Annotated in this window: 12 protein-coding genes; 1 reads left to right on the forward strand and 11 read right to left on the reverse strand. The window is 73.2% G+C overall.

From position 1 onward, the window contains the following. Positions 1-7 precede the first annotated feature (7 nt). The 5 genes from CES90_RS26775 to CES90_RS26795 form a co-directional block, all read right to left on the reverse strand. On the reverse strand, positions 8-5,905 hold the full coding sequence (locus tag CES90_RS26775; RefSeq protein WP_189786703.1) for a type I polyketide synthase: 5,898 nt from the start codon (positions 5,903-5,905) through the stop codon (positions 8-10). 80 nt (positions 5,906-5,985) lie between these two features. Further along, positions 5,986-7,638 carry a PfaD family polyunsaturated fatty acid/polyketide biosynthesis protein gene (locus CES90_RS26780; protein ID WP_229914258.1) on the reverse strand — a complete coding sequence of 551 codons (1,653 nt, stop codon included), beginning with the start codon at positions 7,636-7,638 and terminating at the stop codon, positions 5,986-5,988. Between the two features lie 29 nt (positions 7,639-7,667). Beyond that, a complete protein-coding gene (locus tag CES90_RS26785) occupies positions 7,668-8,189 on the reverse strand; it encodes a nuclear transport factor 2 family protein (protein ID WP_189786702.1) in 522 nt (173 codons plus the stop codon). A 75-nt stretch (positions 8,190-8,264) separates the two neighbouring features. Continuing rightward, entirely contained in the window at positions 8,265-9,143 is an 879-nt protein-coding gene (locus tag CES90_RS26790; RefSeq protein ID WP_189786701.1) for an SCO6745 family protein, read from the reverse strand. Further along, complete coding sequence (locus CES90_RS26795; protein WP_189786700.1) at positions 9,140-10,396, reverse strand: acyl-CoA dehydrogenase family protein; 1,257 nt, start codon at positions 10,394-10,396, stop codon at positions 9,140-9,142. The genes CES90_RS26790 and CES90_RS26795 overlap by 4 nt, the downstream gene beginning before the upstream one ends. A gap of 578 nt (positions 10,397-10,974) precedes the next feature. Between CES90_RS26795 and CES90_RS26800 the strand changes: the two genes are divergently transcribed. Beyond that, a complete protein-coding gene (locus tag CES90_RS26800) occupies positions 10,975-11,832 on the forward strand; it encodes a LuxR C-terminal-related transcriptional regulator (protein WP_189786699.1) in 858 nt (285 codons plus the stop codon). Positions 11,833-11,865: 33 nt separating this feature from the next. Here CES90_RS26800 and CES90_RS26805 read toward each other — a convergent pair whose 3' ends face one another. From CES90_RS26805 to CES90_RS26830, 6 genes are all read right to left on the reverse strand, one after another. Continuing rightward, on the reverse strand, positions 11,866-13,827 hold the full coding sequence (locus tag CES90_RS26805) for an SWIM zinc finger family protein (protein ID WP_189786698.1): 1,962 nt from the start codon (positions 13,825-13,827) through the stop codon (positions 11,866-11,868). Next, positions 13,824-17,567: a vWA domain-containing protein gene (locus tag CES90_RS26810; protein ID WP_189786697.1), complete on the reverse strand. Its 3,744-nt coding sequence runs from the start codon at positions 17,565-17,567 to the stop codon at positions 13,824-13,826. The genes CES90_RS26805 and CES90_RS26810 overlap by 4 nt, the downstream gene beginning before the upstream one ends. Next, positions 17,564-18,733 carry an ATP-binding protein gene (locus CES90_RS26815; protein WP_189786696.1) on the reverse strand — a complete coding sequence of 390 codons (1,170 nt, stop codon included), beginning with the start codon at positions 18,731-18,733 and terminating at the stop codon, positions 17,564-17,566. Before CES90_RS26815 ends, CES90_RS26810 begins: the two co-directional genes overlap by 4 nt. Before the next feature lie 203 nt (positions 18,734-18,936). Beyond that, complete coding sequence (locus CES90_RS26820; RefSeq protein ID WP_189786695.1) at positions 18,937-23,850, reverse strand: DNA-binding protein; 4,914 nt, start codon at positions 23,848-23,850, stop codon at positions 18,937-18,939. Continuing rightward, complete coding sequence (locus CES90_RS26825; protein ID WP_189786711.1) at positions 23,847-24,713, reverse strand: DUF4132 domain-containing protein; 867 nt, start codon at positions 24,711-24,713, stop codon at positions 23,847-23,849. Before CES90_RS26825 ends, CES90_RS26820 begins: the two co-directional genes overlap by 4 nt. A 374-nt stretch (positions 24,714-25,087) precedes the next feature. After that, positions 25,088-25,741: a polysaccharide lyase family 7 protein gene (locus CES90_RS26830; RefSeq protein ID WP_189786694.1), complete on the reverse strand. Its 654-nt coding sequence runs from the start codon at positions 25,739-25,741 to the stop codon at positions 25,088-25,090. Positions 25,742-25,781 lie beyond the last annotated feature (40 nt).

Consider the following 25,781-nt stretch of genomic DNA (forward strand, 5'->3'; position numbering starts at 1 on the left):
GCCCGGCTCACTTCCTGTCCGACGTGCCGGTGGGAGAGACGAGCGGCCCGGGCGTGTCGGGGCGACGGACGAGGGTCACGTCCAGCAGTTCCGAGTGCACGGTTCCGTCCTGTTCCACCAGGGCGATGTCGCAGGTGACGTCGAGTTCGCCCGAGCCGTCCCGGGCCACCACGACGCACCTCGCCCCGTCGCCGACCGGCCCGCGTCCCGCCGTACGGATTTCGGCGGCGCCCATCGGCAGGAAGGCGGCACCGTGTGCGTGTTCGGCCCACTTCAGGGCCACTTGGAGTCCGGCGTCGACCGCGGCCGGGTCGCTGTGCCAGCCGCCGCCCGGCCAGTCCAGGGCGCGTACACCGCGTACCCGGGCTTCGGCCCCCGCGGCGGAGATCCCTTCGACCGAGGTGATCGACTGGAAGGCGGGCCCGTGGAACAGCACCTTGCCGTCGTAGATCTCCTGCGTCGGAGGCGTTTCCAGATATGCGGGGGCGTGTCGAGCGCGGCCGGTGACGGGCCGGCCGTCCGTCACGGCTTCGACCGTCGCACGGTAGTTGGGCCGTGGGGAACCGTTGGTGAGTTCGAGGAGAAGCCCGGATGCTCCGTCGGGCTTCGCCGAGCCGCGGACGGCGAGCCGGTGACCCCGGCCCGCGCGCTCGTCGAAGTCGACGAGGTCGATACGGCTGAGCACTTCGAGATCGCGCAGGACGAACCCGGCGGCGTCGGGGCGCCAGGCGCGGGCGGCGCCGAGGAACCATTCCATGACCAGGGCCATCGGCACCACCGGGGTCGTGGCGACGGAGTGGTCCGCCAGGTGGGGGTGGGAGCGGGCGGCGAGCCGTACGTCTCCCGCCACGGCCGGCGCGGGGGCCGTACCCAGGGAGGCGGACGCGTCACCGGCGGTCAGAGTGACCCTCACCTGGCCCGGCTCGCTGTGGAGTTCGCGGAGGAACGCCCGGGCGCCCGCGTCCGGCGGGATGAGGGCCACGCCGCGCGCGACGAAGTGATCCCGGAGCTCCGGTCCCACCATGCCGCCGTCCCAGGGACCCCAGGCGAGGGACTTCACCAGGCACTCCGGGCGGGACGCGGCCACGGTGGACGCGACCTGCGCCAGTACCTCGTTCGCCATGGCGTAGTCGCCCTGACCGGTGTTGCCGAACCGCCCGGCGACCGAGGAGAACACACAGACGAGGTCCAGCGGATCGTCCGCCGTCGCGGCGAGCAGCGCCCGCAGTCCCTCCACCTTCGTGTCGAAGACGTCGGCGAACTGGGCGTCGGACTTGTCGGCCAGACGGCTGTCAGCGAGTACGCCGGCGCCGTGGACGATGCCGCTGATGGGGCCGTACTCCTCGCGTGCTGTGTCGAGCGCCCTGCTCAGCGCTCGCGCGTCGCGGGTGTCCACGGACAGGTAGCGCACGCGGGAGCCGGTCGCCTCGATGGCCTCCATGGTCGCGCGTATCTCACGGACGGCCAGGACGCGGGCGGCGTCGGCGGCGATCTCCGCCGGTCCGGGCGTCTTCCCGCCCTCTTGGCGAGCCCGGGCGACGAGCAGATTCTTGAGCTCGGTGCCGGTCGTGGCCTCGGTCAGTCCGGGCGGCTCGGCGGTCAGTTCGGTGCGGCCGAGCAGGACGATGGAGGGCAGGTGGGCCTCGGCGAGAGCGCGTAGCGCCAGGGCCGTGACTCCTCGGGCGCCGCCGGTCGCGACGATCACGGAGTCCGGGCCCAGTCGGTCGGAGGGCTCCACGTCGATCTCCGCCGGGGAGGGCGTGTCCAGCAGGGTCCGGCGGCTGCCATCGGCGCACAGTCCGATGTCGGTGGACGACCCGCCCCGGAGCAACTCGTCGGCGAGGGCTTCGGCAAGGGCATCGGCGTCGCGGTCGCCGCGCTCACAGTCGACGGCCTTGACCCGGGCCTCGGGCCACTCCTTCGCGGCGGTCCTGGCGAGACCGGCCGGCCCGCCGAGCCAGGCTCGGTGCCCATGCGTCCCGCCGAGGCCGAAGTCGCCCCCGGTGTCCTGGACCGTGACGAACACGCCGTCTCGCTCGGCGATGAGCCGCGCGAGGGAACGGGCGGCGGCGAAGGCCTCGCGGTTGACTTCGGTCGCCTCTTCCGCCGTGGGGGCCGGGCGCAGGCCGGCGAGCAGTACGACGCCGCAGATGTTCTCGTCGGCCGAGTCGGCCAGGTCGGTATCCGTGGTGACGGTGGCGTGGACGCCGGATTCGCTCAGTCGGTCGACGAGGTGGTGGGCCACGCCCGTCCCCTCGTCGGTGATGAGGAGCCGCCCTCCCCGTAGACCCGGCAGTTCCAACCCTGGCAGGGGCGCGGGCACCATCGTGGTGACGGCCCGGGCGAGTGGCGGCGGAGGGGGCAGCGGCGGGGACGGGGACGGGGACGGGGACGGGGACGGGGCGAGCGTGGTGGCGGGCTCGGCGGTGGGGTTGGCGCCGCCATCCGCTTCGCGAAGCTTGTCGGCGATCTGGCGGAGGGTGCGCAGGGGTGCGAGTGCGTGGGGGTCCACCGTGGCCAGGCCGGGCACCTTGTCGCGCAGCGCGGACAGGATCTGCACGCGCTTGATGGAGTCGATGCCGAGATCGGTCTCCAGTTCCATGGAGAACTCGAGGATGTCGGCCGGGAAGCCGGTCTTCTCCGCGACGACTTCCAGGAGGAGGGTGTCGACGTCCGTGGGGTCACCGGTCTCCGCGGGGACGTCAGGCACCTCGGGTACGACGAGGGGAGCGGTGGGCGGTTCCGGGAGTGCCTGCGCCACAGGCACAGGCACAGGCACAGGCCCAGGCACAGGCCCAGGCACAGGCATAGGCCCAGGCATGAGGTCGGGCGACGGCGTCTCGAAGGTCCGCAGGAAGTGCAGATGGGTTTCGGCCATGGTCCGCTGGAACTCCGCGTGGGCTTCCGCCGCCTGACGCTGTGTTTCCTGGAAGGCCTCCAGCCAGGGGTCGGCCGCGGCGACGGGAACGGTGTCCTGTGCCACCTCGGCGGCCACGGGACCCGGCAGCGCCTCGACTCCGCCAGGAGGCGGATAGAGGGCACCGTGGTTGGCACCGGAGATCGGCACGGCCATCCGGGGGCGGGGTCGTGGTACGGGGTCCTCCTGGGCGGGAGCAGCCTCGTAGGCTCCGCACAGCGTCTCCAGGTCCAGGGCGATTCCGGACACCGCCAAGAGCCCGAGCGCCTGTTGGAGAGCCGTGAGCCCATGCACTCCCCGGCGGTCCAGGCTGACGGCCAGATGACCGCGGTCCCCCAGGATCTCCCCGGTCAGCCCGGTCAGGACGGTGCCCGCCCCGACCTCCACGAACGTGCGCACACCCGCCTTGTACATCGCCTCGATTCCGTCGACGAAGCGCACCGGGGCCAGCAGGTGCTCGGCGAGGCGGTCCCTGATCTGCGCGGCGGATTCCGGGTAGGGCTGTGCGTCGGCGTTGCCGTACACGTCGATCCGCGGCGGGCGTAGGGCGAGTCCGCCGAGGAAGTCCGTGAACGGTTCGGCGGCCCCCGCCATGAGAGGGCTGTGGAACGCCCCCGAGGCCCGCAGCCGTCGGACCGTGACGCTCATCTCCCCGAGCCGACGCTCCAGTTGGGAGACGGCGTCGGCCCGCCCGGACAGGACGACCTGGTCGGGGGCGTTGTCGTTGGCGATCCATACGGCGCCGTCGACGCCGTCGACGCCGTCGGCGTCGTCGAAACCGTCCAGCAGTCTGGCGACGTCCTCGCGCGGGACACCGACCACCGCGAGCATGGCGCCCGGCTCCGAGGAGGCGTCGCGCATCAGTTCCCCGCGCCTGCGGGCCAGACCTATCAGGGAGTCCTCGTCCATGACACCGGCGGCGTGCAGGGCGACCAGTTCCCCGAAACTGTGCCCGGCGACGCAGTCGGGCTCGATGCCCGCCGCGCGCAGTACGGCCAGCAGTGCCGCGCTCTGCACGGCCAGCGCGGGCTGGGCCCACTCGGTCCGGGTGAGCAGGTCCTGCTGGGCCGTGCGCTCCTCGTCGGTGAAGGCCGGGACCGGGAACACCACCCTGTGCAGGGGGAGTTCGCCGGCGAAGGTGAGTCCGGCCGCCCGGTCCCACGCCTCCCTGACCGCGGGGAGGTGCAGGGCGAGATCGGCGCCCATGCCGGTGTACTGGCTGCCCTGTCCGGAGAAGAGCAGCGCCAGCTTTCCCGGCACGGCGGGCCCGGTGCGGTAGGCGGTGCCGTCCGGTGTGGTGAGCGGGAGCTCGGGGTTGCCACGGATCTGCGCGGCGACCCGCGTCACCTTGTTCGCCAGATCCGCCGGGTCCGACGCGGTCAGCGCGAGCCGGTAGGGATCTGAGGGGCGGAAGGCACGCTGAGCCTCCCTGGCCGTGTCCGCCGGCCCTCGCTCACCGCCACCCTTCGCCGCCGCCTCCGCCCGCGACAGCAGTTCGTCCGGCGAGGAGCCACTGAAGAGCAGCAGTTCCGTGGGCGCCGTCCGCACCGGCGCGGCCGGGCGTGCTCGCGACCCCGGCGTGGGCACGTACTCCTCCAGCGTCACGTGGAAGTTGGTCCCGCCGAACCCGAAACTCGACACCGAGGCGCGACGGGGCCGGCCGGGGGCCTTGACCCATGGACGTGCCCGCGTGTTCAGGTACAGCGGACTGCGGTCCAACTCCAGTGCGCGGTTGGGGCGTTCCACCTTGATGGTCGGAGGCAGGACCTTGTGCCGGAGCGCCAGTACCGCCTTCAGCAGTCCGGCGGCACCCGCGGCGGACTTGGTGTGCCCGATCTGCGACTTCACCGAGCCGAGCGCGCACCACCGGCCGTCCTGACGGCCGGACTCCGCGAACACCGTACGCAGCGCGGTGAACTCGGCCGCGTCACCCGCCGTGGTCCCGGTGCCGTGCGCCTCGACCAGCTCGACGGAGTCGGGCCCGTACCCGGCGGCCGCGTAGGCCCGCCGCAGCGCGCGGGCCTGTCCCTCGGGTACGGGGCTGTAGATGGCGCTGCCCCTGCCGTCGGAGGAGGTGCCGATGCCGCGCAGTACGGCGTGGATCCGGTCGCCGTCGCGTTCCGCGTCGTCCAGGCGTTTCAGCGCGAACATCACCAGCGCCTCGCCCAGCATCGTGCCGTCGGCGGCATCGGAGAACGGGCGGCAGTCGCCGGTACGCGACAGCGCCGGCGTCTTGCTGAAGCACATGTACATGAGGATGTCGTTGAGGGTGTCGACACCCCCGGTGATCATCAGGTCGGCGGTGCCGACCGCGAGTTCGTTGGCGGCGGCGGTGACGGCGGCGAGGGAGCTGCCACAGGCCGCGTCGGTGGTGAAGTTGGTGCCGTGCAGGTCGAACCGGCTGGCGATGCGGCCGGCCACGACGTTGCTGAGCACCCCGGGGAAGGACTCCTCCTGCCAGGGCACGTAGTGGGCGGCGATCCGGTCGCAGATCTCCTGGGCCCGCTCCTCGGGGACACCGCTCTCCCGCAGCGACTTCAACCACACCGGCCGCTGCATCCGGTTGCTCATGGTGTGCAGCAGTTCCAGGGCCGCCGTGCCGAGGATGACGCCGGTCCGTTCCCCGTCGAACGCGGCCCGGTCGCCCAGCCCCGCGTCCGCCAGCACCTGTTCGGCGACCGCCAGGGCGAGCAGCTGGGTGGTGTCGATGGCGGACAGCGCGTTGGGCGGGATCCCGTACGCCGACGGGTCGAAGTCGATCGTGGGGAGGAACGCCCCGCGCCGGGCATACGTCCGGTCGGGGGCGGACGGGTCGGGATCGTAGTAGTCGTCGATCAGCCAGTGGTCGTCGGGCACATCGGTGATCAGGTCCTGGCCGGTGAGAACATTCCGCCAGAAACCCTCGGTCGTGGAGGAGCCCGGGGTCAGTGCGGCGGTCCCGATGACGGCGATGGGGACCTGAGAGGGACGTTCGGGGGATGCGGTCATGGCGGTTCTCCGTCTGCAGCACGTTCGGGGATGCCGGGCGGTTCGGTGCCCAGGGGAGGCACAGGGGGGATCCGGGAGGTTCAGGCCAGCCGTCGCGGGCGGTAGGCGAAGGCGGCGGCGGGCAGCGGGACGCCGTGGCTGCGCAGCTGCTGCGCCCGGGTGACGACGGCCGCGCCTTCGAGAAGGTTCAGGGCGATCTGGACGGCGGAGCGGTTCTCGGGGCGGCCGAGGAAACCGTCCCTCGTCCAGCGGTTGAAGGCGCCCATCGCGGGGCCGCACCAGATCTGGTAGTCGGTGCGCCGGTCCCGCTCGCCGGTCATGGCCCAGCGGCTGGACCGGCCGAGGTAGGAACGGAAGAGCAGCGCCATACGGTGCTTGGGGTCCCGTTCCGCGCGGTCGAGCTGCCCGGGGTCGCGGTCCTGCCAGTACCGGTGGGTGCCGGCCCACACTTCGTCGAGCGTGCCCCGCAGCACGTTCCGCTCCAGCCGGGTCCGTACCTCCTCGGGGATCGCCTCCAGGGAGTCGTACGAGCGGTACACGTCGTAGAGCTGCTGGGCGCGGGCGGCGAACATCGTGCCCCGGCGCAGCACTTGGAGCTGGACGCCGAGTTCGAACATGTCGGAGGCGGGTGCCATGGTGACGTCCGCGACATCGGCCGCGCCGAGCAGCCTCTTGCCCTCGTCGGACAGTCCCGCCTCGACGGACACCTGGTTGACCGAGCCGGTGACCACGTAGGCAGCGCCCATGGCGAACGCCGAGGCCACCGCCTGCGGGGTGCCCAGTCCGCCGGCTGCTCCCACCCGCGGCGGAGTGCGGTAGCCGTGGCGGGCGGTGAGCTCGGCGCGCAGGGCGAGCACCACGGGCAGCAGGACACCGAGCGGACGGTTGTCGGTGTGGCCGCCGCTGTCGGCCTCGACGGTGATGTCGTCGGCGACCGGGACGAGCGCGGCGAGATCCGCCTCCCGCTCGGTGACGTCGCCGCGTTCGACGAGGGCGCGCAGGAGTTCCGGTGGGGCGGGGGACAGGAACTGCTCGGCCACCTCCGGTCGCGACACCTTCGCGAGGATCCGGGTACGCCGGACGACATGGCCCGACGGGTCGGTGGTGAGTCCCGCGACGGCGCATCGCACCACCGCGGGGGTGAGGGCCATGTAGGCGGAGGCGGACACGGCGGGGACGCGGCGGTTGATCAGCAGGGCGGCCACTCGCTCTTCCAACTCCGGCTCCTGCGGGGAGTGGATGAGGTTGACGCCCCAGTTGCGTCGGCCGTCGAGCCGGGCCCCGAGTTCCGCGACGGCCTGCTCGACGGCCCGGTGGTCGAGTCCGCCGGCGCCGAAGAACCCCAGCAGATCGGCCCCCGCCAGTGCGGTGACCATGCGGGTGGTCGCGATGCCATTGGCCATCTCGCCGCCGACGTACGGGAAGCGCACGGTGTGGTCGGCGCAGAAGGAGTGGTCGCCGAGCCACTCGGGGTACAGCGGCGGCAGCGTGCCCAGCACGTGATGCCGACCGTCGGCGCACAGCCGGTCCCGCGCGGCTTCGCTGCCCGGTGACAGCCCTACGCGCCCGGTGGACCGTTCCTGGACTATGTGCACCGGTTCCCTCACGCGGTGCGCGTGGCGGACGAGTGCGTCTTCGGAGAAGTCCGGCGCCCAGGGGGTGACGCTGTGTCCGTGTTCGTTTGCGGGTCCGTCTTCGGTTTCGGTTTCGGTGAACATGTTCTCTGTCACCATGTTCCGTTCCTTGTCCGGCGCTTGTGGGCCTAGGGGCCGGTGGGGGAGGCGAGGACGCGGTCCTCGGTCCAGTCGACGGTCAGTTCCCGGCGGGCGAAGCGCCAGCCGTCCGTCGTACGCCGGTAGGAGTCGTCGTAGCGGATGGACCGCAGGCGCAGTCTGGGCGCTTCCTCGGCCGGGTAGATCTCGTGCGCCAGGCAGTACGTCTCTCCCGTGGCCCTGTCCCCGGACAGCCGGACCGTGTGGTTGCCGACGAAGTGCGTGGTGACGATGCACGGCGCCAGTACGGACAGGGCGCTCGTCCAGCCGTCGCGTCCGTCGAAGACGCGGGGTGGCCGGTCGGTGCGGGACGTGCGCCTCAGGACCAGTTCGCCGTCCTCGTCGAAGAGCGACGCGAACAGGTCTGTCATCCGCCGGTCCAGGGCGCAGGCGTACGTGTCGACGAGTCGGCGCAGGTCGAGCCGGTCCCGTACGTCCTGCCAACTGTCGCTCGGGGAGGTGGAGTCGGTGCTGTGGGTTGGTGGGTCGTTCAGGTGGTTCGGAGGGGTCACGTGGTCCGTCCGGTGGGTGTGGGGGGTTGCGTGGCGCGGGACAGGCGGCGCGGGACAGGCGGCGCGGGACAGGCCCTAACCGCCGAAGGTCTTCGGGGCCACGGGCAGGGGCAGTCCGAGCCCGTGGACGATGCGTTCGCCGATCGGCTGGAGCAGCGCGTACAGGCGGTGCGCGCGGTCGTCGCCGAGGGAGTTCCAGGGCACGGCGGCGAAGCGGTCGGTGAGTTCCTCCACCGTGTCCCGGGCCGAACGGCCCTCGGTGGTGAGAGCGCCGGCCGGGTCCAGCAGGCCGCGGTCGCGCAGTCGTCGCTCGCCGTCGGCCCATTCCTCGTCGGTCCAGCCGCGGCGTGCCTGAATGCTCTCGCGGATCTCGCCCCCGGCCGCGGTGATCGTCACGAGTGCCTCGACCCCGTCGAACCCGGCATGCGTGAGGGCGGCGACGTGCCCGTCGCCCCGGTGCTCGCGCAGGGTGGTCGCCGCCTGCCACAGCGCCAGGTGGGGTGGCTCGGGGAGTTCGAGAGCGGCGTTCGCGGCGCCGAGCGGACGGCCGGGCGCGTCGCCGGCGGCAGCGGCCGCCGCTGCCGCCAGCGACGCGGCCTCGGCGATGTCCGGACCGTCGACCTCGTCGCCCAGCAGCGCGCGCAGCGCCGCGTCCACGCCGGCCAGCCGGGCGGTCAGCACGTCGTCAGGGAGCGCCATTTCCCACACGGAGGGGATCGCCCGGGCGACCAGGCTCGGTTTGAAGTGGTGGAAGAGCGCGGTGACCACGGCCGCAGGCACGGGGCCGAGAGGGGCCGCGCGTCCGCCGAAGTAGCCGCGCCAGGTGCCCTTCAGACCGATCTCCCGGAACGCCTCCTGAACCTGGGGCGCGTAGTAGAGCACGGCATGGTAGGGCTCGAGGACGTCGTGCAGGGCCCGGACGTGGCTCCGCGGCGCCACGGTCGGCGCGCTCACCGGACAGCCCCTTCCACGAGTGTCTCGTTCGTCTTGTCCGTGTCGTTCGTCCCGGACGGCTCTGCCGCTCCGCCGGGGCCGGACGCCGTGGGGAAGTGCAGCAGTCCCGGCAGGCCCCGCTTGTCGATCTCGTTGGCGATCATGAGGCGTTGGACCTCGGAGGTGCCCATCCAGATCCGGTCGACGCGGACATCGCGATAGAGGCGCTCGACGGGGTTGTTCCGCATGTAGCCGCGTCCGCCGAAGATCTGCACCGCGCGGTCGACGACCCGGCCGGCGGCCTCCGTGGCGGACACCTTGGCCATGGCCACCTTGGCGTTGAGGGTCTTCGGGTCGCCGCCCCGGTCGATCTCCCACGCGGTGCGGTACACCAGCATGCGGTTGACGGCGATGTCGGTCGCGGAGTCCGCCAACATGGCCTGGATCAACTGGTGCTTGATGATGGGCTTTCCGCCCTGCACCCGCTCGCGCGCCCAGTCCGAGGCCAGCCGCAGGGCACGCTCGGCGGCGCCCACGGCGTGCGCCGCGACCAGGACCCGTTCCTCGAAGAAGGTGGCCTGGACGAGCGCGAGCCCGTCGCCCACCGCCCCGAGGACGGCATCGTGACCGACCTCCACGCCGTCGAAGGCGAAATGCGGGTGCTCGTAGGCGAAGTTGTGGGTGTAGTGAGGTGTGTCGACCAGCCGTACGCCGGGCGCGTCCTTGTCGACGAGGAACATCGTCGGTGCTCCGTCGGGCTGGACGACCGCCAGAACGATCAGATAGTCCGCCAGATCGCCCAAGGTGACGAACCATTTCTCTCCGGTGATGCGATACCCGTCGGGCGAGCGCTCCGCGACGGTCGCGATGCGCCGGGGGTCGGAACCGGCGTCGGGTTCGGTGACGGCTCTGGCACCGAAGCGCTCACCGCGGTTCTCCGGGATGAGATAGCGCTCGCGCTGTTCGGGGGTGGATGCGATCAGGGCGGCGGCGGTCGGCCTCCACACCGCGGCCCACAGTCCGTTGGTGAGGGTTCCCAGTTGCTCTTCCACGGTCACCTGCTCGATCCAGCTCAGGCCCGCGCCTCCCCACTCGACCGGCGCGTTCATCGCCTGGAGGCCGCTGGCCAGTACCGTCCGGCGGAGGGCGGCCCGGCTCTGCGGGCTCAGACCGTTGTCGGCCTCGCATTCGTCCTCGTAGACCGCGATTCTCCGGGTGAGGTCGACAGCGCTTTCCCTGAGTTGGGCGAGACGGGGAGAGTAGGAGAAATCCATGGGGGTCCTCTCGGGGTGCCTCTTGTCGGGGCGCCTCTTGGGCCGTGCGAGCGTGAAGCTGCTGGGTACACACCACGGCTCCGCGTCCGGCGGGCCTTGAGTCGGAGGGATGGCGCGGGGCTCGTACCCCGTGCTTGGGCGACATCGAGGGGTCCGGGTCGGCCGGCCCCACCCTGGGCGGAGTTCCCGGCGGAATTCTTCACGCTGGGAACGACGGGTCGTGCGGGCGGCGCGTCCCGGCCGGAGCCGGAGACGGCTTCTCGCTGGCACCACCATGAGGGAAACCGGGGCGCCGAGCTACCCCCGTATGAGGGGTAAGCGGAGGGGATCACTCCCTGAGAATCCGGTCAAGCGGTGACGGGCGGCGTGATGTGGTGCCAGGCTCGATCGGCCGGCTGCGACTCTACGCGCATCGCCCATCAACGGTGACTCGGCAGTAACTGATAAGCCGTCAACTATGTGGCCGGTGTGGACTATTGACGCGGAAGAGGCGCTTGCAGAACTGTTCTCCCGACGACGGGGGCAGCCGCAGCGACGTGTTCTGCACACTGCCGCCCAGGTAAGGAGTCGACCCGGTCATGCTTCCGGCGGAGGACAGCGAAGAGGCCGCGGCCACCCGCGCCGCGGTCCTGACGCTGCGCAGGGAAAGCGGTATGCCCGTCGCCGGCGCGGCCTGGGTCGTCGGACCGCGGCAGCTGCGGATCAGCGAGACGAGCGGGGTGAAGTCGCGGTACCGCCGAGGGTCTCCCGTGGCGGCCGGGACCGGACTGATCGGCAAGGTGCTCACGACGAATCGGCTGGCGGCGGTGAGCGACTACCAGGCGGCACCCCAGATCAGCCAGGAGTGCGACTCCTTCGTCGCGGCGGAGGGCGTCAGAGCGATGGCGGCGGCCCCCGTGATCGTGGGGACCACCGTACGAGCGGTCCTCTTCGTGGGATCGCGCGACGCCGTACGACTGGGCGACCGCGTACTGACAGCGGTGACGGCGGCGGCGCGCGACCTGGAGCAGTTCCTCGCCTCCCACGAGCAGGTCCACCGGCTGCTCTCGGAGGCCCGGGCCGCACGCGACAGCGCCGCGCCCCGTGACGGCGCGGCCCTGGCATGCGTCCACGAAGCCTACGCCGAACTGCTGGACCTGACCGCGACACTCGACGACGGTCACCTCAAGGCACGCTTCGACGAGGTGTGTTGCCTACTGGAACAGGGCTGCTGTTCCGAGCGGACACCAGCGGGGGAGCCGACCCGTCTGTCGCCCCGCGAACTCGACGTCCTCGCCGCGGTCGCCGCCGGCTGCACCAACCTCGACATCTCCGACCGGCTCGACATCGGCCTGGAGACCGTCAAGGGCTACCTGCGCTCGGTGATGCGCAAGCTCGGCACCAGCACCCGCTTCGAGGCGGTCACCGCGGCCCGCCGGGCGGGGCTGCTGCCGTGAGCTGTCATGGAGACCCGGTGGTCGTCCTGGTGGTCAGGTGTCGGAGGCCGGTGGCTGCCAGGTGGCACGGACCAGGGCCCGCTCGGTGGCGGAGAGGTAGACGGCCGCGGCGAGCCAGGCCCGTGCGTAGCGGTCCGGGTCTGGCTCGTCGATGCGGCCGAAGACGTCACGGGTACGGCGGTCGGCCTCGGCGGTGAGGGTGGTCGCCAGGTCGGCGGCCGCCTGGAACCCGCTGCGCCGCAGGGCCGCCCGGCCGCCGCCACGATCGCCGTCGCGGGCGGGTTCGGCGACGGCCCGGCGGCCTCCGGACACGGCGACCTCGACCAGTCGGCGCAACCGCCACAGCGGGGCCTCCGCGAGCGGGTCGACCGGGACGCCGTCGAGGCCGGTCGGGGCGGGCAGGGCGTCCGGCGGCGGGAAGTGCGTGCCCTGGAGACGGTCGTAGCCCAGGTCGGCGTGGCCCTGCCAGTCGGTCGGCAGCCGCAGCGTCGCCTCGGCGTCCGACACCGGGCCCACCGCGAGCGGGCGCAGCGTGGCGGCGCGGTCGGCGTCCAGGCGGCCGATCACACGCAGCCGCAGACCGGGCCGGGAGGCGAGCTGACGGAAGTTGGCGGTGTGGGCGAGATCGGGATGGCCGTTGGCCGGTGCCAGCCGCACCAGCGGGCCGTCCACGACCGGTTGCCCGGCAGGTCCCAGCTCGCGGGCGAGCAACTGGTCCCCTGCCGCCCCCACGAGGACCACGTCACAGCCGATCGGCTCACGCAGCGCCTGCTCACCGCGCTCCGGGTCGGCCCCGGGGCTCCCCGTGAGCCGTTCGGCGACGGCCTCGGCCAGGGGGCGGGCGAAGAGGGCGGCGAGCGGGCCCGCCGTCCAGGGCAGACCGGTGACCGGAGTGGCCCGTACGCTCTTGCCGGAGCCGAGACGGCCGTCCGGGGAGAGCGTGGCACCCGTGATCAGCAGCCCGCCACGGGCGAGTTGGGCATGGTTGAGACTGCCCGAGCCGAGCGCGACCGTGGCCGTGGCGGCGCCCCGGGCGCGGGCCGGACCGCCGGGCTTGACGTCGGCGAGGGAGAACCAGCGTCCGTCGTCGGAGACGACATGGGTGACGACACCGCCATAGCCGGTGGCCGCGATCACCGGCTCCCGGAACACCCCGTGGACCCGCAGGCCCCCGCCCGGCCGGTAACCGCGGCGGGCGGTGCCGACGAGACCCGGATCGGGGTCCGCCGCTGCCAACAGGCCAGTGGTGAGGAGCAGTTCGCGCAGGCTCGCGACCAGATCGGCGAGCCGGTGGCCGTCGTGGCGGGCCCGCGCGCCGCGCAGTCCGCGGACGACCCGTAGGGCTGCCGCCTCGGCGCGGTGCAGCCCGGCGAGCCGGGCCGTGTGCGCCGCCCGCAGCAACTCCGCCTGCGGCACGGCGCCGGCGGCCGGCACCCCGGCGGCGAGCACGGCCGCGGTGGCGGTCCAGAGGCCGGTGGCGGCGGTTACCTGGGCCTTGGTGGGGCCGGTGGCCCCGGCGGCTCCGGTGGGTCCAGTGCGTTCGGCGGAGTCGGTGGCTCCGGGAGTGGCGGCCTTCGTAGCACTACTGTTCTCGCGGGCCTTGGAGGCTGGTTCGCCCGCTGATACGGCGTCACCCTCGACGTCATGCGCGACGGTCGCCGTTTCCGCGTCGTCCGTGGCCTCCGGTGCGGGCATGGCCTCCGCGTCGGCCACCGGGCAGGCGCCCAGGACCGCGGCCCGGTGCAGGCATCGGGGGGCGAGCAGGCAACTGCACACCGCCTGCCCGGCGTCCGTGACCGCGCCCGAGGGACCCGGCGTGAGGGTGACCTCGGCGTCCTCGCCGCACCGGATGCGCAGGACACCGCCGTCGGCCGTGACGGGCACGGCCGCGTACGACTCGATCGCGGCGTCCAGCTTCTTGCGCAGCCGGGAGGTCAGGCTCTCGACGGCGGTGGCGACCACCTCGGGTGCCACCGGGGGCAGTTCGGCGTTCATCGGGTCTCTCCGCGGAGGCGATCGCCCACCCAGCGGGCGAGGGCGAGGGGACTGAGGGCGGCAACGGGCATGCCGGCCGCGACGAGCTGCTGGGCGACCGGCACGGAGTAGCGCGGCGTACCGGTGTGGTCCAGGGCGGCACAGCCCATCAGGTGCACCCCGGAGCTCGCGAGGGCCCGTACTTCGCCGAGGAGCCCGCCCAGCGGGTAGCCCTCCTCGAAGTCGCTCACGACGACCACGAGGGTCCGGCTGGGCACGGTCACCAGGGAGCGGGCGTGCGCGAGCCCGGCCGCGATGTGCGTGCCGCCGCCCACCCGTACCTCCAGGAGCAGCGACAGCGGGTCGTCCACCCGGTCCGTCAGGTCGATCACATCGGTCGAGAACGCGAGGAAGTGGGTGGACAGGGTGGGCACTCCGCCCAGGACGGCCGCGGTCAGCGCCGACCAGATGACGGACGCCTCCATCGACCCCGACACGTCGACCACCAGGATCAACCGCCAGTCCGCCTCCTTGCGGGAGCGGGTGCTGAACACCGGCCGCTCCGGTACGACCACGGTCCTGCCGTCGGCCGTGCGGCGCGTGTGCGCCAGGTTGGCGCGCAGCGTGCGCGGCAGGTCGAGCCGACCACCGGGACGGCGGGTCGGGCGCGGTGTGGCCAGACCCGTGAGGGCCGGGCGCATACGGGTGGCGAGTTCCTTCGCCAACTCGTCGACGAGGCGGCGGACGAGCGGGCGCAGCTTGGCCAGTTGCTGTTCGGGCATCCCTCCGGCCAGGGACAGCACCGAGGTCAGCAGGTCGACCGACGGACGGACCGCCCTGGGGTCGAGCTCGGCCAGTACGTCCGTACGGCCTTGATCGGCGGCCCGCGCCAGTACCTCCTCGCGGACCTCCGCGCCGAACAACGCGTCCAACTCCTCGGCCCACTCGCGGGCCGTGGGGAACGAAGCCTCCTGACCGCCGCCCTGGCCCTGCCCGCCACCCCCGCCGAGATCCGAGGAACCCTCGCCCCGGCCGGTGCCGTACAGCTCGTCGAGGGCGTGCGCGTAACGGCGGGCGTCCGGAGGGAGCTTCTCGCTCTCCCGCCCGAGCAGCAGCCGCCAGCGGTCGGTGGGGGAGAGGTGGAGGACGGAGGGGGCTCCGGCCGCGGCCACCTCATCGACGGCCTCTTCGGCCTCGGCGCACCCTGGGACCGCGGGGATCTCCACCCCGGTGCTCTCGGCCTGCCCCGTCGTGTCGTTCATCCGCACCGGCAGCCGCAGGGAGTCGACCGCCGCGAGGCCCGCCGTGTCGGCGGCCGTCCACAGGGCGAGGAGTGCCGGTGAGGCGGTGAGTGACAGGTCGAGGCGGTCGCCGAGGCGTTCGCTGACGGTGCTCAGAAGGCGGTCGCGGCCGGCCGGGCTGAGCGTGTCGAAGCCGCCGCGCAGCGCGGGCAGCCGATCCAGGAACCCCTGGTCGGTGAGCGTGTCGACCCGGTCGAGCAGTGGGGCCAGCGCGTTCGGCGCCGACTGGAGCAGCGGGGCGGCACCGCTGAGCAGCCCGGTGAGCCGGCGGGACAGTGCCCGGCGCCCGTCGGGGCCGGTGGCGGTGTCGACCCAGCCGGCGGCACGCGCGCCGAGGGTGTCGGAGTCGTCGAGGTCGAGCAGGACCCGGGCGGCCAGGGCGGCACCCTGGACGAGCGGGGAGCCGGTACGGGCGAGGGCGGCCAGGGCGTCGTCCAATCGCAGCCCCAGGCGGTGTTCACCGGCCCGCGAGGCCAGCGCGATGAGCGCGGCCGCGTCCTCCGGCTCGTCGCTGCCCGCCAGGCCGGGCAGCGCCCGGACCGCCGCCTCCAGCAGGTCGGCGGCCAGTGCGGTGGCCGCCTGCCTGCCCTCGGGCGTGGTGCCGGGGAGGTGCCCCCGGCGCAGCGCCTCCATCAAGTCGAGCGCTTCGAGGAGTTCGGGGAGCGTGGCGGCGGCCGGGAGCACGGCCGCGGCGTCGGTCAGGCGCTCGGCGACCAGCGCGGGCAGGTCGCAGCGGGCGGCCGCCCGAAGTCCGGCGAGGACGAGCGCACAGGTGGGCCCGCCGTCCGCCGACTCCCGGCGGAAGGCCTCCCGCAGGGTGCCCTCGGCGGCCAGGGCGGCCGTCACACCCCGTATCCCGGCCAGGTCGAGCCGTACGGGAACGGCCGGTGTCCACGACAGCCGCCACCGGGTGGTGAGCGCGGTCCCGTCGCCCGTGCCGGCCACCGCCACGGCCTCGCCGTAGCCCGCGCCGCACACCTCGAGTCGCTGGAGCAGGATCTCGCGGCGGCCGTCGAGGGCGGAGCGGAGCGGGTCGAGCCGGACCTCGCGGGAACCGGAGTCGTCCGGGCCCGGCAGCCGCAGCGCGGCCAGCTCCGCCTCCACGGACGGGCCCAGCCCCGAACGCGGTGTGCCCGGCGCGATCCGGCCGCGGTCCGTGCCGACCAGGACCACCTCGAGCGCCCGCGCGAGGGCCCGGCCACGGCCGAGCGGCTCGCCCTGCCCCAGCACCGTCGTCAGCGCCTCCAGCACTTCGCCCCGTCCCGGGGCGGGGAGCCCCCGAATCCGGGCCAGGTCGCACGCCATCCGCAGGGTCTCGGTGGCCTCGCCTGTCCCCGCGGTGTGCCCGGCCGCGCGCAGCTCCCGGCACACATCGGTGATGGCCCGCGCGGCGGCGCCGTGCAGCGACTCGGGGTCACCACCGGCCGCGAACACCGCCTGCTGCCAGCGAGGGTCCCGGATGCCCGCCGGGTAGCCGGACCGGGAGTCCAGCAGATCGAAGGCGTACGGCACGAGCGAGGTGACCACCGGCGGCGACCCCTCGACGACGGATTCCCCGACCGTCGATGCCGATGCCGATGCCGATGCCGATGCCGATGCCGAGTCCGAGGCCGAGTCCGATGCCTCGCCACCCGCACGCGGCCCCGGAACCACATCCTCCGGCCCGGCGCCGTCCGTTCCGGCAGTGTGTGTCCCGGCATCCTCCGCTCCGGCCCTGTCCGTCAACGCCGGGGCGTGGAACGCTCCGATGACGGCCGCGACCTTGCGCCCGCACGCCGCGGCACGGGCGACCGTGTCGCGCATATGGGCCTCGCGGGCCAGGTCCACCGGCGGCACGCCGCCCGCCGACTCCGCGTCGCGACGCAGCGCCCACCCCACGCCGAGCGCGGCGCGGCGGACCGCCTCGGGGGCGCAGCCGGGAGCGAGAACCTCCACGCAGCGGTCCCACAAGTCGTCACCGTCACGGCCACTCCCGGCGACGGAGAGCGCGTCCGCGAAGGCGGGGGACGGGGCAACGGCGGTGGCGTCGGCCACCGCGTTCCGCGTGTCGTCCACCGGTGCGGGGCCATTTCCCGGAGCAGCCATCAGCACCTGCGCGTTCCACCGAGGGTCGCCCATCGGCAGGTCGCAGCACACGACTTCCGCACCCCGCTCCCGCGCCCAGCGGATCGCGGCGAGTTCGGGGGAGAAGTCGGCGAAGGGGTAGAAGCCGAGCCGCCCGTTCTCACCGGCCCCGGCCAGCGCGACCGGGGCGAGCGTGCCCGGGTCGGCCACATGCGGGAGCCACGGCTGGAAGTCGGCCGGCAGCTCCACGCAGACGACTTCCGCGCCGGAGGCGTCCAGCAGGGCGGGCACGGCCGCGGCGAGGGCCGGGCTGTGGTGCCGTACGCCCAGCAGATACGGCACCGTGGAGTCGGCGAGGGCCATGACGGCCGCCCGCGGGTCCTGAACGAGCGTCACCGGAGGTTCTCCCGCAGGTCCCAGAGGCGGCGCCACATCGCCGAGCCGTCCTCGGCGCGACGGCGGACCGGGCCGTCCCAGTAGCCGAGCAGACGGGCATGGTCGGCCGGGTCGTCCTTGCGGACCACGCCCAGGAGGTGGCCGGGGACGAGGTCGAGGGCGTCCCCGCCGGGCAGGTAGGCGGCGGCGACCCCGAGGGACGCGGCGACCTGGACGGCTTCGGCGGTGGACATGACGGTGCCGGGCCGCTCCACGTCCCACCCCTCGGCGGACCGTCCGGCGCGCAGATCGCGGAAGACGGTGACCAACACGTCGAGCACGGCGTCGTCGACGCCGAACGCCGCACCCGCCCGCTCGACGGCCGCCGTGGCCTGCCGCTTGACGAGCACGGTCTCGGCGTCGACGTCCGCGATGGGGTGCACCGTCTCGAAGTTGAAGCGGCGCTTGAGCGCGGCGGACATCTCCGAGACGCCCCGGTCCCGCAGGTTGGCCGTGGCGATGACGGTGAACCCGGGCGCCGCCGCGACCTGGGCGTCGTCCGTGCCGGACAGCTCGGGCACGCTCACCCGCCGGTCGGACAGGATCGACACCAGGGCGTCCTGCACCTCGGGCAGACAGCGGGTGATCTCCTCGACCCGCGCCACCCGGCCGGTTCGCATGGCCCCGAGCACCGGGGAGTCGACCAGCGCCTGCGGGGTCGGGCCCTGGGCGAGCAGCAGGGCGTAGTTCCAGCCGTAGCGGAAGGCGTCCTCGGTCGTACCGGCGGTGCCCTGCACGGTGAGCGCGCTGGTGCCGCACACGGCGGCCGACAGCAGCTCGGAGAGCATCGACTTGGCCGTGCCGGGCTCGCCGACGAGCAGCAGGCCACGCTCACCGGCGAGGGTGACCACGCACCGCTCCACCAGGGCGCGTTCCCCGACGAACTTGGGGGTGATCACCAGCTTGTCGGGCAGTGTCTCGTGCGGCTTGGGCAGCTTCAGGGCGTCGCCTCCGCTGCCGCAGACGAAGGTGACCACGGCGCGCGGCGTCAGTCGCCAGCCCGGCGGCCGGGGGCCCTCGTCGTGGGCGGCGAGGAAGGCGAGTTCGGTCGCGTGGCGCTCCTCGGCGGGCAGGGTCTGCCGGGCCGGACGGTCAGTCGCCGTCGTCGCCATGTCGGTCGAGGTCATGGATGTCCTTGCTCAGTGGGTCGATGGATCGTCTGGATCAACGGTGTGATCGGGCGTGGACCAGTGGTGTGATCGGGCGTGGACCAGTGGTGTGATCGGGCGTGGACCAGTGGTGTGATCGGGCGCCGTTCATGACCGGCGCCCCACCACTGCCCCCAGCGGAGGCCCCGCCCGCCGTCAGCCGGCGGCAGCCCCGCCTGCTCTCAGCGGCGGCGGCCCCGCTTGCGCACTTGCAGCTCCTCGAAGCGGGGAGCGTCGCCGTCCTGGACGCGCTGCCATGCCCTTCGGTACAACTCGGCGTGCGGCTCGGTCGGGACGACCACGCTGAACGTCGGGGTCTCGCCGTGCATCACCTCGGCGTACAGCGGGAGCTTCCACCGCTCCAGCGGAACGCGCGGTGACGTCAGCTCGACCCAGCCGCCGGGCAGGAAGAGCGAACGCGACGCCCTGGTCCGGGTGGCCTCGACGACCAGGTCGGTGGCCGCCAGCTCGGCGCGGGCCGCCTTGATGCGGGCCGGCTTCCACCCGGTCCACCGGGCCGTGAGACGGTCGGTGGGGTCGGGCATGGCGAGCAGCATCAGATAGACCGTGGCGGCGTCCTCACCGATGCCGTACTCCTTGGCCACCTCGGTCACCAACTCGGGAACCGAGCGGCTCGGGTCCTGCGGCCACCAGACGCCGTCCTTGTCGCGCTCACCGGCCAAGGGATCGCCCGGGTCGGCGAGCAGCGCCGCGAACCGGGGGGAGCGGGCCAGGCGCAGTGCCACCTCGGCGGTGAAGGGCCGCTGGTCGTCGATGCGCAGCGCGGGCAGATACGGGTCCTGGCCCGCCTCGTCGAGCAGGGCGACCCTCAGGCCCGGCGCCGGCTGGTCGTCATGAGTGGCCAGGACGACGGCGCCGTACCGCTCGAAGCCCTTGCCGGTCTCGGCCGGGGCACCCGCGGTCTTCCGGAACTTCGGGAGGTTGATGTACCGCCCGAGGTCGAGCACCAGGCCGGGGTGGGCGAGGCGTCGGCGTACGGCGCTGAGCGCGGGCGGCAGCGCGGCCCGGATCGGGTCGCCGGCCGGCAGCCGGTGGGCGAGCCAGGCGGCCAGGGCGACCGTGCCGACCAGAGTCTCCGCCGTGAACCCGACCATGTCCCCGCCGACGGGCTTGACCCGGTCGCCGCTGACGGCCCAATCCAGGTCCTGGGTGAACCGGGGCTCGGCGGCCGGGTCCAGCAGCGCGGGCAGCGCCTCCCGTACCTCCCACTGGGAGTGCTTGACCGCGCGTACCGCTTCGCCGAACAGGGCCTCGGGGACGGGCGTCCGCTTGCCCACCCTGCTGTTCCAGACCTCGGCTGCCGCCGCCGCGTCCGGACCCTCGGTCCACAGCCGGGCGGGGTCGGCGGGCAGCAGCGCGGCGACCACGGCGACCCTGATGTCGCCGTCGACACGGGCGAGTTCGCTCTTGGCGTCGGCGGCGGCCGCCGCCTTCACCCCGATGAAGCCGCGTGCCTCCGCCGTCAGGAACGTCCGCTCGTAGACATCGACCTGCGGCAGACCGGCCACGATCAGCCGGGCCATCGTCTCGGTGACACCGGTGAGCCGGGCGAACTCTTCGGCGGCCTCCGGGAACCAGGGCGCAGGCCCCCGCGTGTCCAACTCGGCCAGGAACGCGCCGAGTCGGCCCGCCTCCGTGTCCTCGCCCAGCGGCGACGACTTGCGCAGCGTGTAGGGCTCGGGGATCTCGAACCGCCCGGTCGGGTCGTGGAAGAAGCCGGTGAAGAGGTAACCCTCGTCGGACTCGTGCGTGGACTCGCGCTCCACGAAGACGATGAAGGCACCGCCGCCCAGCGGCAGCAGCCCCCGCCACGCGCCCTCTCGCCAGTCACCCGATGCTGAGCGCAACAGGTCGGCCGCCAGGCTCAGTTCCACCTTGCGCCACCGCTGGGGCGTGGCGGTCGCGCCCAGCCCCAGGGCGTCGAACTCGCCGAGCAGCGTGCGCAGTGCCTCGCGGTGCTTCCCGGAGGTCGTGCCGGCCGCGGCCCGGAACGACAGAGCCCTGACGCGGTCGACCAGCGTCTCCATCTCCGGCTGCCCCGAATGCAGTCCCGGGCCGTCGAGGTGGAGGCGAGCCGTCCGCTCCTCCGGTACGGCGGTGTCGGTGAGCCCGGCGGCCCGGGCCATCACCCGCAGGGCGCGGAAGACGGTGGTGACCTCCTTGTCGCGGTTCCACCAGTAGCCGTTGACCACTCCGAGGCCGTTGAGTGCCTCGAGGAGCACGACATCCGGGACCCCGACCGGACCCTCGTCCTCCAAGTCGCCGTCGAGGGCCCGGGTGAGCCGGGTCGCCGCCGCGTCGAGGACGGCCTGCTGACCGGCGGCGTGCCGGACGACTCCGGCGATGCCCGCGACGAGCGCGTCATGGGTGACCGGCAGCAGTGCGCGGATCGCGTCGGGCAGCGCCTTCTCGTCGGGCTGCGCGGCGGCCTTCAGCAGGGCCGCCGAGGTGTCCCGGTCGATGCGCCGCAGCGCCTCGGAGCCCTCCGGGTCACGAGGCGTCATGCACTCCCAGTACTGCACCGGCGGCAGCAGCAGTGTGCCCTCGCCGAAGACACCGGGCGTACGGTCCGTCTTGGTCACCGCGGTGACGACGCCTTCGGAGTCGACCAGGTCGAGCTGCCAGCTACCGCGGACGACGGCGACGGCCCGGTCGGCGCCGGGGAACACCACGAGCGCGGACGGCCAGGGCATATCGGCGGGAAGGGTCACGGTGTGACCCGCGAGGTCCTCGGTGCGCCGGGAACCGTCGGGCAGTCGCACTTGGCGCAGACCGATCAGCCCGTCCACGGGCGCCGATGCCGGGGTGGCGCCGGGTGTCGGGGACGGGCCAAGCCAGCCGCCCTGGAAGGTGCTGCCCTCGGGAGCGTCGCGCAGCGCGTCGGTGAAGAACGCGGGCATGCTCCTGCGTCCGAGCTCACCCGTGACCGGGTCGTACTCGAAGAAACCGCTCGTCTCCCCGTCCTCGGCGGGGGTGTGCCACAGCCAGTACGAGACGCCGTCGGAGACCATCGGGCGCTCCTCGGGGACGGTGGTGTCCCCGGCGTGCAGCACACCGCTGCCGGTGGCCCGGCCGCCACCGGGCAGGGGAAGGGTGATCGGGAAGTCACCCCGATACCAGTCCATCTGGGTGCCCCGGGTACTGTCCGGGCCCTTCAGGCTCAGCTCCCGGTCGGCGCGCGTGTGCCAGTAGCCGCGCAGGCCGTCGTTGCGGGTGCGCCAGTGGACGAGCAACTCGCCGTCCACGTGGTGGAAGCCCGGGTCGCCCCAGCTGTCCTTCACCGCGGCGCGCAGATCGTGGGTGAGGACCGTGCCCTCGGCGCCGATCACCCGGGCCTGGGCGGCGCCCGCCACGATGAGGTGGGGCCAGGCGTCGGCGACGACGATGTCCTCGACGTCGTTCTTGGGGACGAGGTCGGCGGTCGCCTCCTCCCAGGCGGGCCAGCCCAGTTCGTCGACGATGCCGGTCCTCAGGGTGCGGGCCAGCACCGGGGCGAGGTCGGTGGCGACGGCCTCGCGCACCTCCTCCTCGGCCAGCGCCAGCGCCTTGGCGGGCAGCCACTTCAGCCGGGTCAGCGCGTCGGGCAGCTGGGGCAGACCGACGACGGTGAACCGCCGGACCACCGCACGTACCCACTCCGCGAGCATCGGGCGCCCGCCCGGGGACGCCGCCAGCAGCCGGATCGCCCGCAGACCGTGCACGTTGTCGCCGAGGTGGTCGGCACCCTTCCGGAATGCCTCGTGGAAGCGGGAATCGGCGGCCAGCGACAGCAGTTCGCGCTGCCCCTCGCCCTTGGCCCACGCGGCGAGCAGCAGCATGGAGTTCTTCCCGGGGGCCGCCACGGGCACGTCCAGCGACAGCAGCTGATCGAGCAGGTCGAGGTCCTCGGTGGCCCGCAACTCGCCACCCGACGCGGTGAGTTCGGCCCGCAGCACCTCGGCGGTCCGGTCCACCAGCGCGTACAGCTCCGCCAGCCGCTCGGTGGCACAGCGCGACTCCTGGCGGAACTTCAGGAACCGCTGGAGCCAGCCCGCCGTACCGTCGCTCGACCGCTCCTCCGCGGGCAGCGACGTGTCCCACAGCCCCGCTAGAGCACCGGACGCCTCCAGCACCCCCAGCCACAGCGCGGGCATCTCGTCGTCCTCCACCGACGGGACGATGTCCAGCAGAGCGCCACGCACCCGGGGCTCACGCCCGGCGAGCGCCACCAGAGCCGTACGGTGGCCCTTCCACCAGCCCGCCGCCGCCCGCAGCGTGGCGGGCAGACCCAACAGCTCCGCCAGATACTCCTGCTCGGTGAGATCCGCGTCCCGCCCGGCGGCGCGGGCCAGCTTGCGCAGGTCGTTCGCCATCTGCGCCGACGGCGGCAGACCGCCCGCCGTGCGGCGCAGGCACAGCCGGGTGAAGCGCCGCAGCGCCTCCTCGGCCGGCACCCGCGCGGCCAGCTCCTTCGCATACGCCGACAGCACCTTCACCGGCAGCGCCCCGGCCAGGGCGAACTCCAGGAACACGGCGTCCAGCCGCTCCTCGTCCACCACCAGCCCGTGCTCGGCCTCGGCCTTGCGGGCGCGGGTGAACAACTGGGCCGCGTATGCGGCGTTCTCCTCGGCGAGGAACACCCGTCCGGCCTGCTCGTAGAACGTCGGCAGGAAGTGCGGCACCGAGGCCGCCAGCCGGGTGCCCAACTCCAGACAGGCGTCCATGGCCGCCTTCGGCTTGGACTTCGCCTGCCGGGCCACCTTCTCCAGATCCGGCACGACACCCAGCGCGCGGTGACCGTCCTCCGGGTGGTGCACCAGCACCCACTCCGGGAACCCCAGCGACTGGCGCAGCCCGAGGCCCACCACGGCCGGCTCCGCGTCCCGCTCCAGACCGAGGAACCCGGTGGCCAGGTCCTCCGCCGCGCCCAGCTCCCCGGCCACCAGCCGTACCACCACCCGGTCGTCCAGGCCCGGATGACGGTACGTCCGCGCGGTCAGTGGCACCGCCCGCTCCCCGGCTCCCTCGGTGTCCGGCGGCAGCACCCCGCCCGCCGCCAGCAGTTCCTCGTACGACACCCGCGTCCCCCCGCTCATGCGTCCTTGCCCCCCTCGATCTCGCGTCCCGCGTACAGGGCCGCGGCCATCCGCATCCCCTCCGACCAGGCCACCGGGCCCACCTCTCGCAGCGGCAGGGCGCGGCCGTCCGGGTCGTGCCAGGTGAGGTTGCCGAGCTCCACATCGCCGTCCCAGTACGGCTCCCCGATCCACACGGAGGCCTCCACCGTGTGCCCGCCGTCCCGTACCCGGGCCGTGGCGTAACCACCGGACACCCGGTATCCGAGTGACGAGGCGCGCGCGGCGAGGGCGAAGCGGGAGCGGAACGAGCCCCCGGTGAACTCCCGGACCTGGGTGGCCTTGGCGGCGAGGTCGTCCGGCCGCCGCCAGATCGCCCGGTGTATCTGCTCGACGCGCTGCACGATGCCCAACTCGGCCGCGAACTCCCGCAGGTCGTCCAGGTCCGGCAGCAGCACCGGATGCGGCAGTGTCACCGTGCGCGGGGACAGCCGGACGGTCTCACCGTCGAGGTTGACGATCCGCAGCTCGCCGGAGTCGGTGGCACCCCGCAGGAAACCGACCTCGTCCGGGTCGTCACCGACCACCGCCAGGTCGCGCAGCGCGGACTGCCACGCCTCGTCCGGCCACACCCGGGCCAGCAGGCCGGTGGGTACGGGCAGTGACGACACCATCCAGGCGTCGACCTGCGCGACGCACGCCGCGGCATGCCGATCCAGCCACTCGGCGAACCTCCGCAGCCGGTCCACCTCCGGGTGGTCCTTGAGCGCGCGCGGCAGCGACTTCAACTGCCGCCCCGCCGACCGGCCCGAGGTGGCCCGTGCCGCCACCCGCCCCTCCACAAGGGCGACTTCATACCCGTCACCCGCCGACAGCCAACCCACGACCCCCGCCTTCCGCGTCCAGAGCACCATGAAGAAAGCACAGTTCAGCCGGGGAAATCCCGGCCCAGTGCGACCATGTGCGGAACGCTAGCGGCGACCACTGACAATCGGCCCGGGGCCCTCTCGCGACAGGACCCGCCCGGTGGGCCGTTCGGCCCCGGCGACGAGCGGAGACGCGAGGCGATCTTTCCGGCGTCCGGCAAGCCAAGCGGAGGAAGATCGCCGCCGCATCCGTAGAGCTACGTAAAGGGACTACGTACAACTGGCTAGTTACCGCCGATGCCGCGCCGATACACGGGCTCACGCTCGGTACGCGCCGACAAGCCGGGTCACCCTCCGTGCGCGCTGTTCGCGTGAACCTGGGGGCGGTCCCGTCACCGCGTCCAGTAGCGGATGTCGCGGAAGCGTGCCTCGACGCGGCCCGAACCGTGGTTGTACACGCCGTTCTTGAAGTAGCGGGTCGCGGGGCCCCGGTCGGCGACCGTCAGGACGAGCGAGTCGTCGAAGTACACCTTGATGGTCCCGGTCCCGCTGCTCGCCGAGTGGGCGATCTTCACATTGAACCAGGTGTCGTACGCCCCGGTCTTGAGCACCGTGCCGTCATAGCGCCGCACGGTGCCGCCGTTGGTGTCGTAGACGTTGAGCATGATGTCGGTGGCGGGGGTGCCCGAGGGGCGGACGCTGCGCAGGATCTGGACGAAGGAGGCGCCGTCGGAGCCGGACGGCAGATAGACGTCGGCGTCCCACATGCGGTCACCTGTCCTGTAGTCGTTCTTCCACCGCATCTCGGTGCGCGGGTCGGTGGAGCTGCCCTCCTCGAACGGCTCGTCGGCGGCGTACACCCACATGCGGTGGACGCCACCGCTGTAGCTGTGCCGGTCGCCGAGATCGAGGTTCCAGGGCTTCTGCCAGCTGTACGTGAACGAGGTCCGCGTCCAGCCGTCGGTCGGGTCGGCGAGGCGCGCCGCCGTCGTGGCGCCGGTGGCCAGCAGCACGGCCCCGGCCCGTAAGACCGATCTCCTGTTCATCGTGTGTCCTTCCGGCGAGTGTGGGGAGGGGAAGTTCCTC

This window comes from Streptomyces capitiformicae (genome assembly GCF_002214185.1).
Classification (GTDB): domain Bacteria; phylum Actinomycetota; class Actinomycetes; order Streptomycetales; family Streptomycetaceae; genus Streptomyces; species Streptomyces capitiformicae.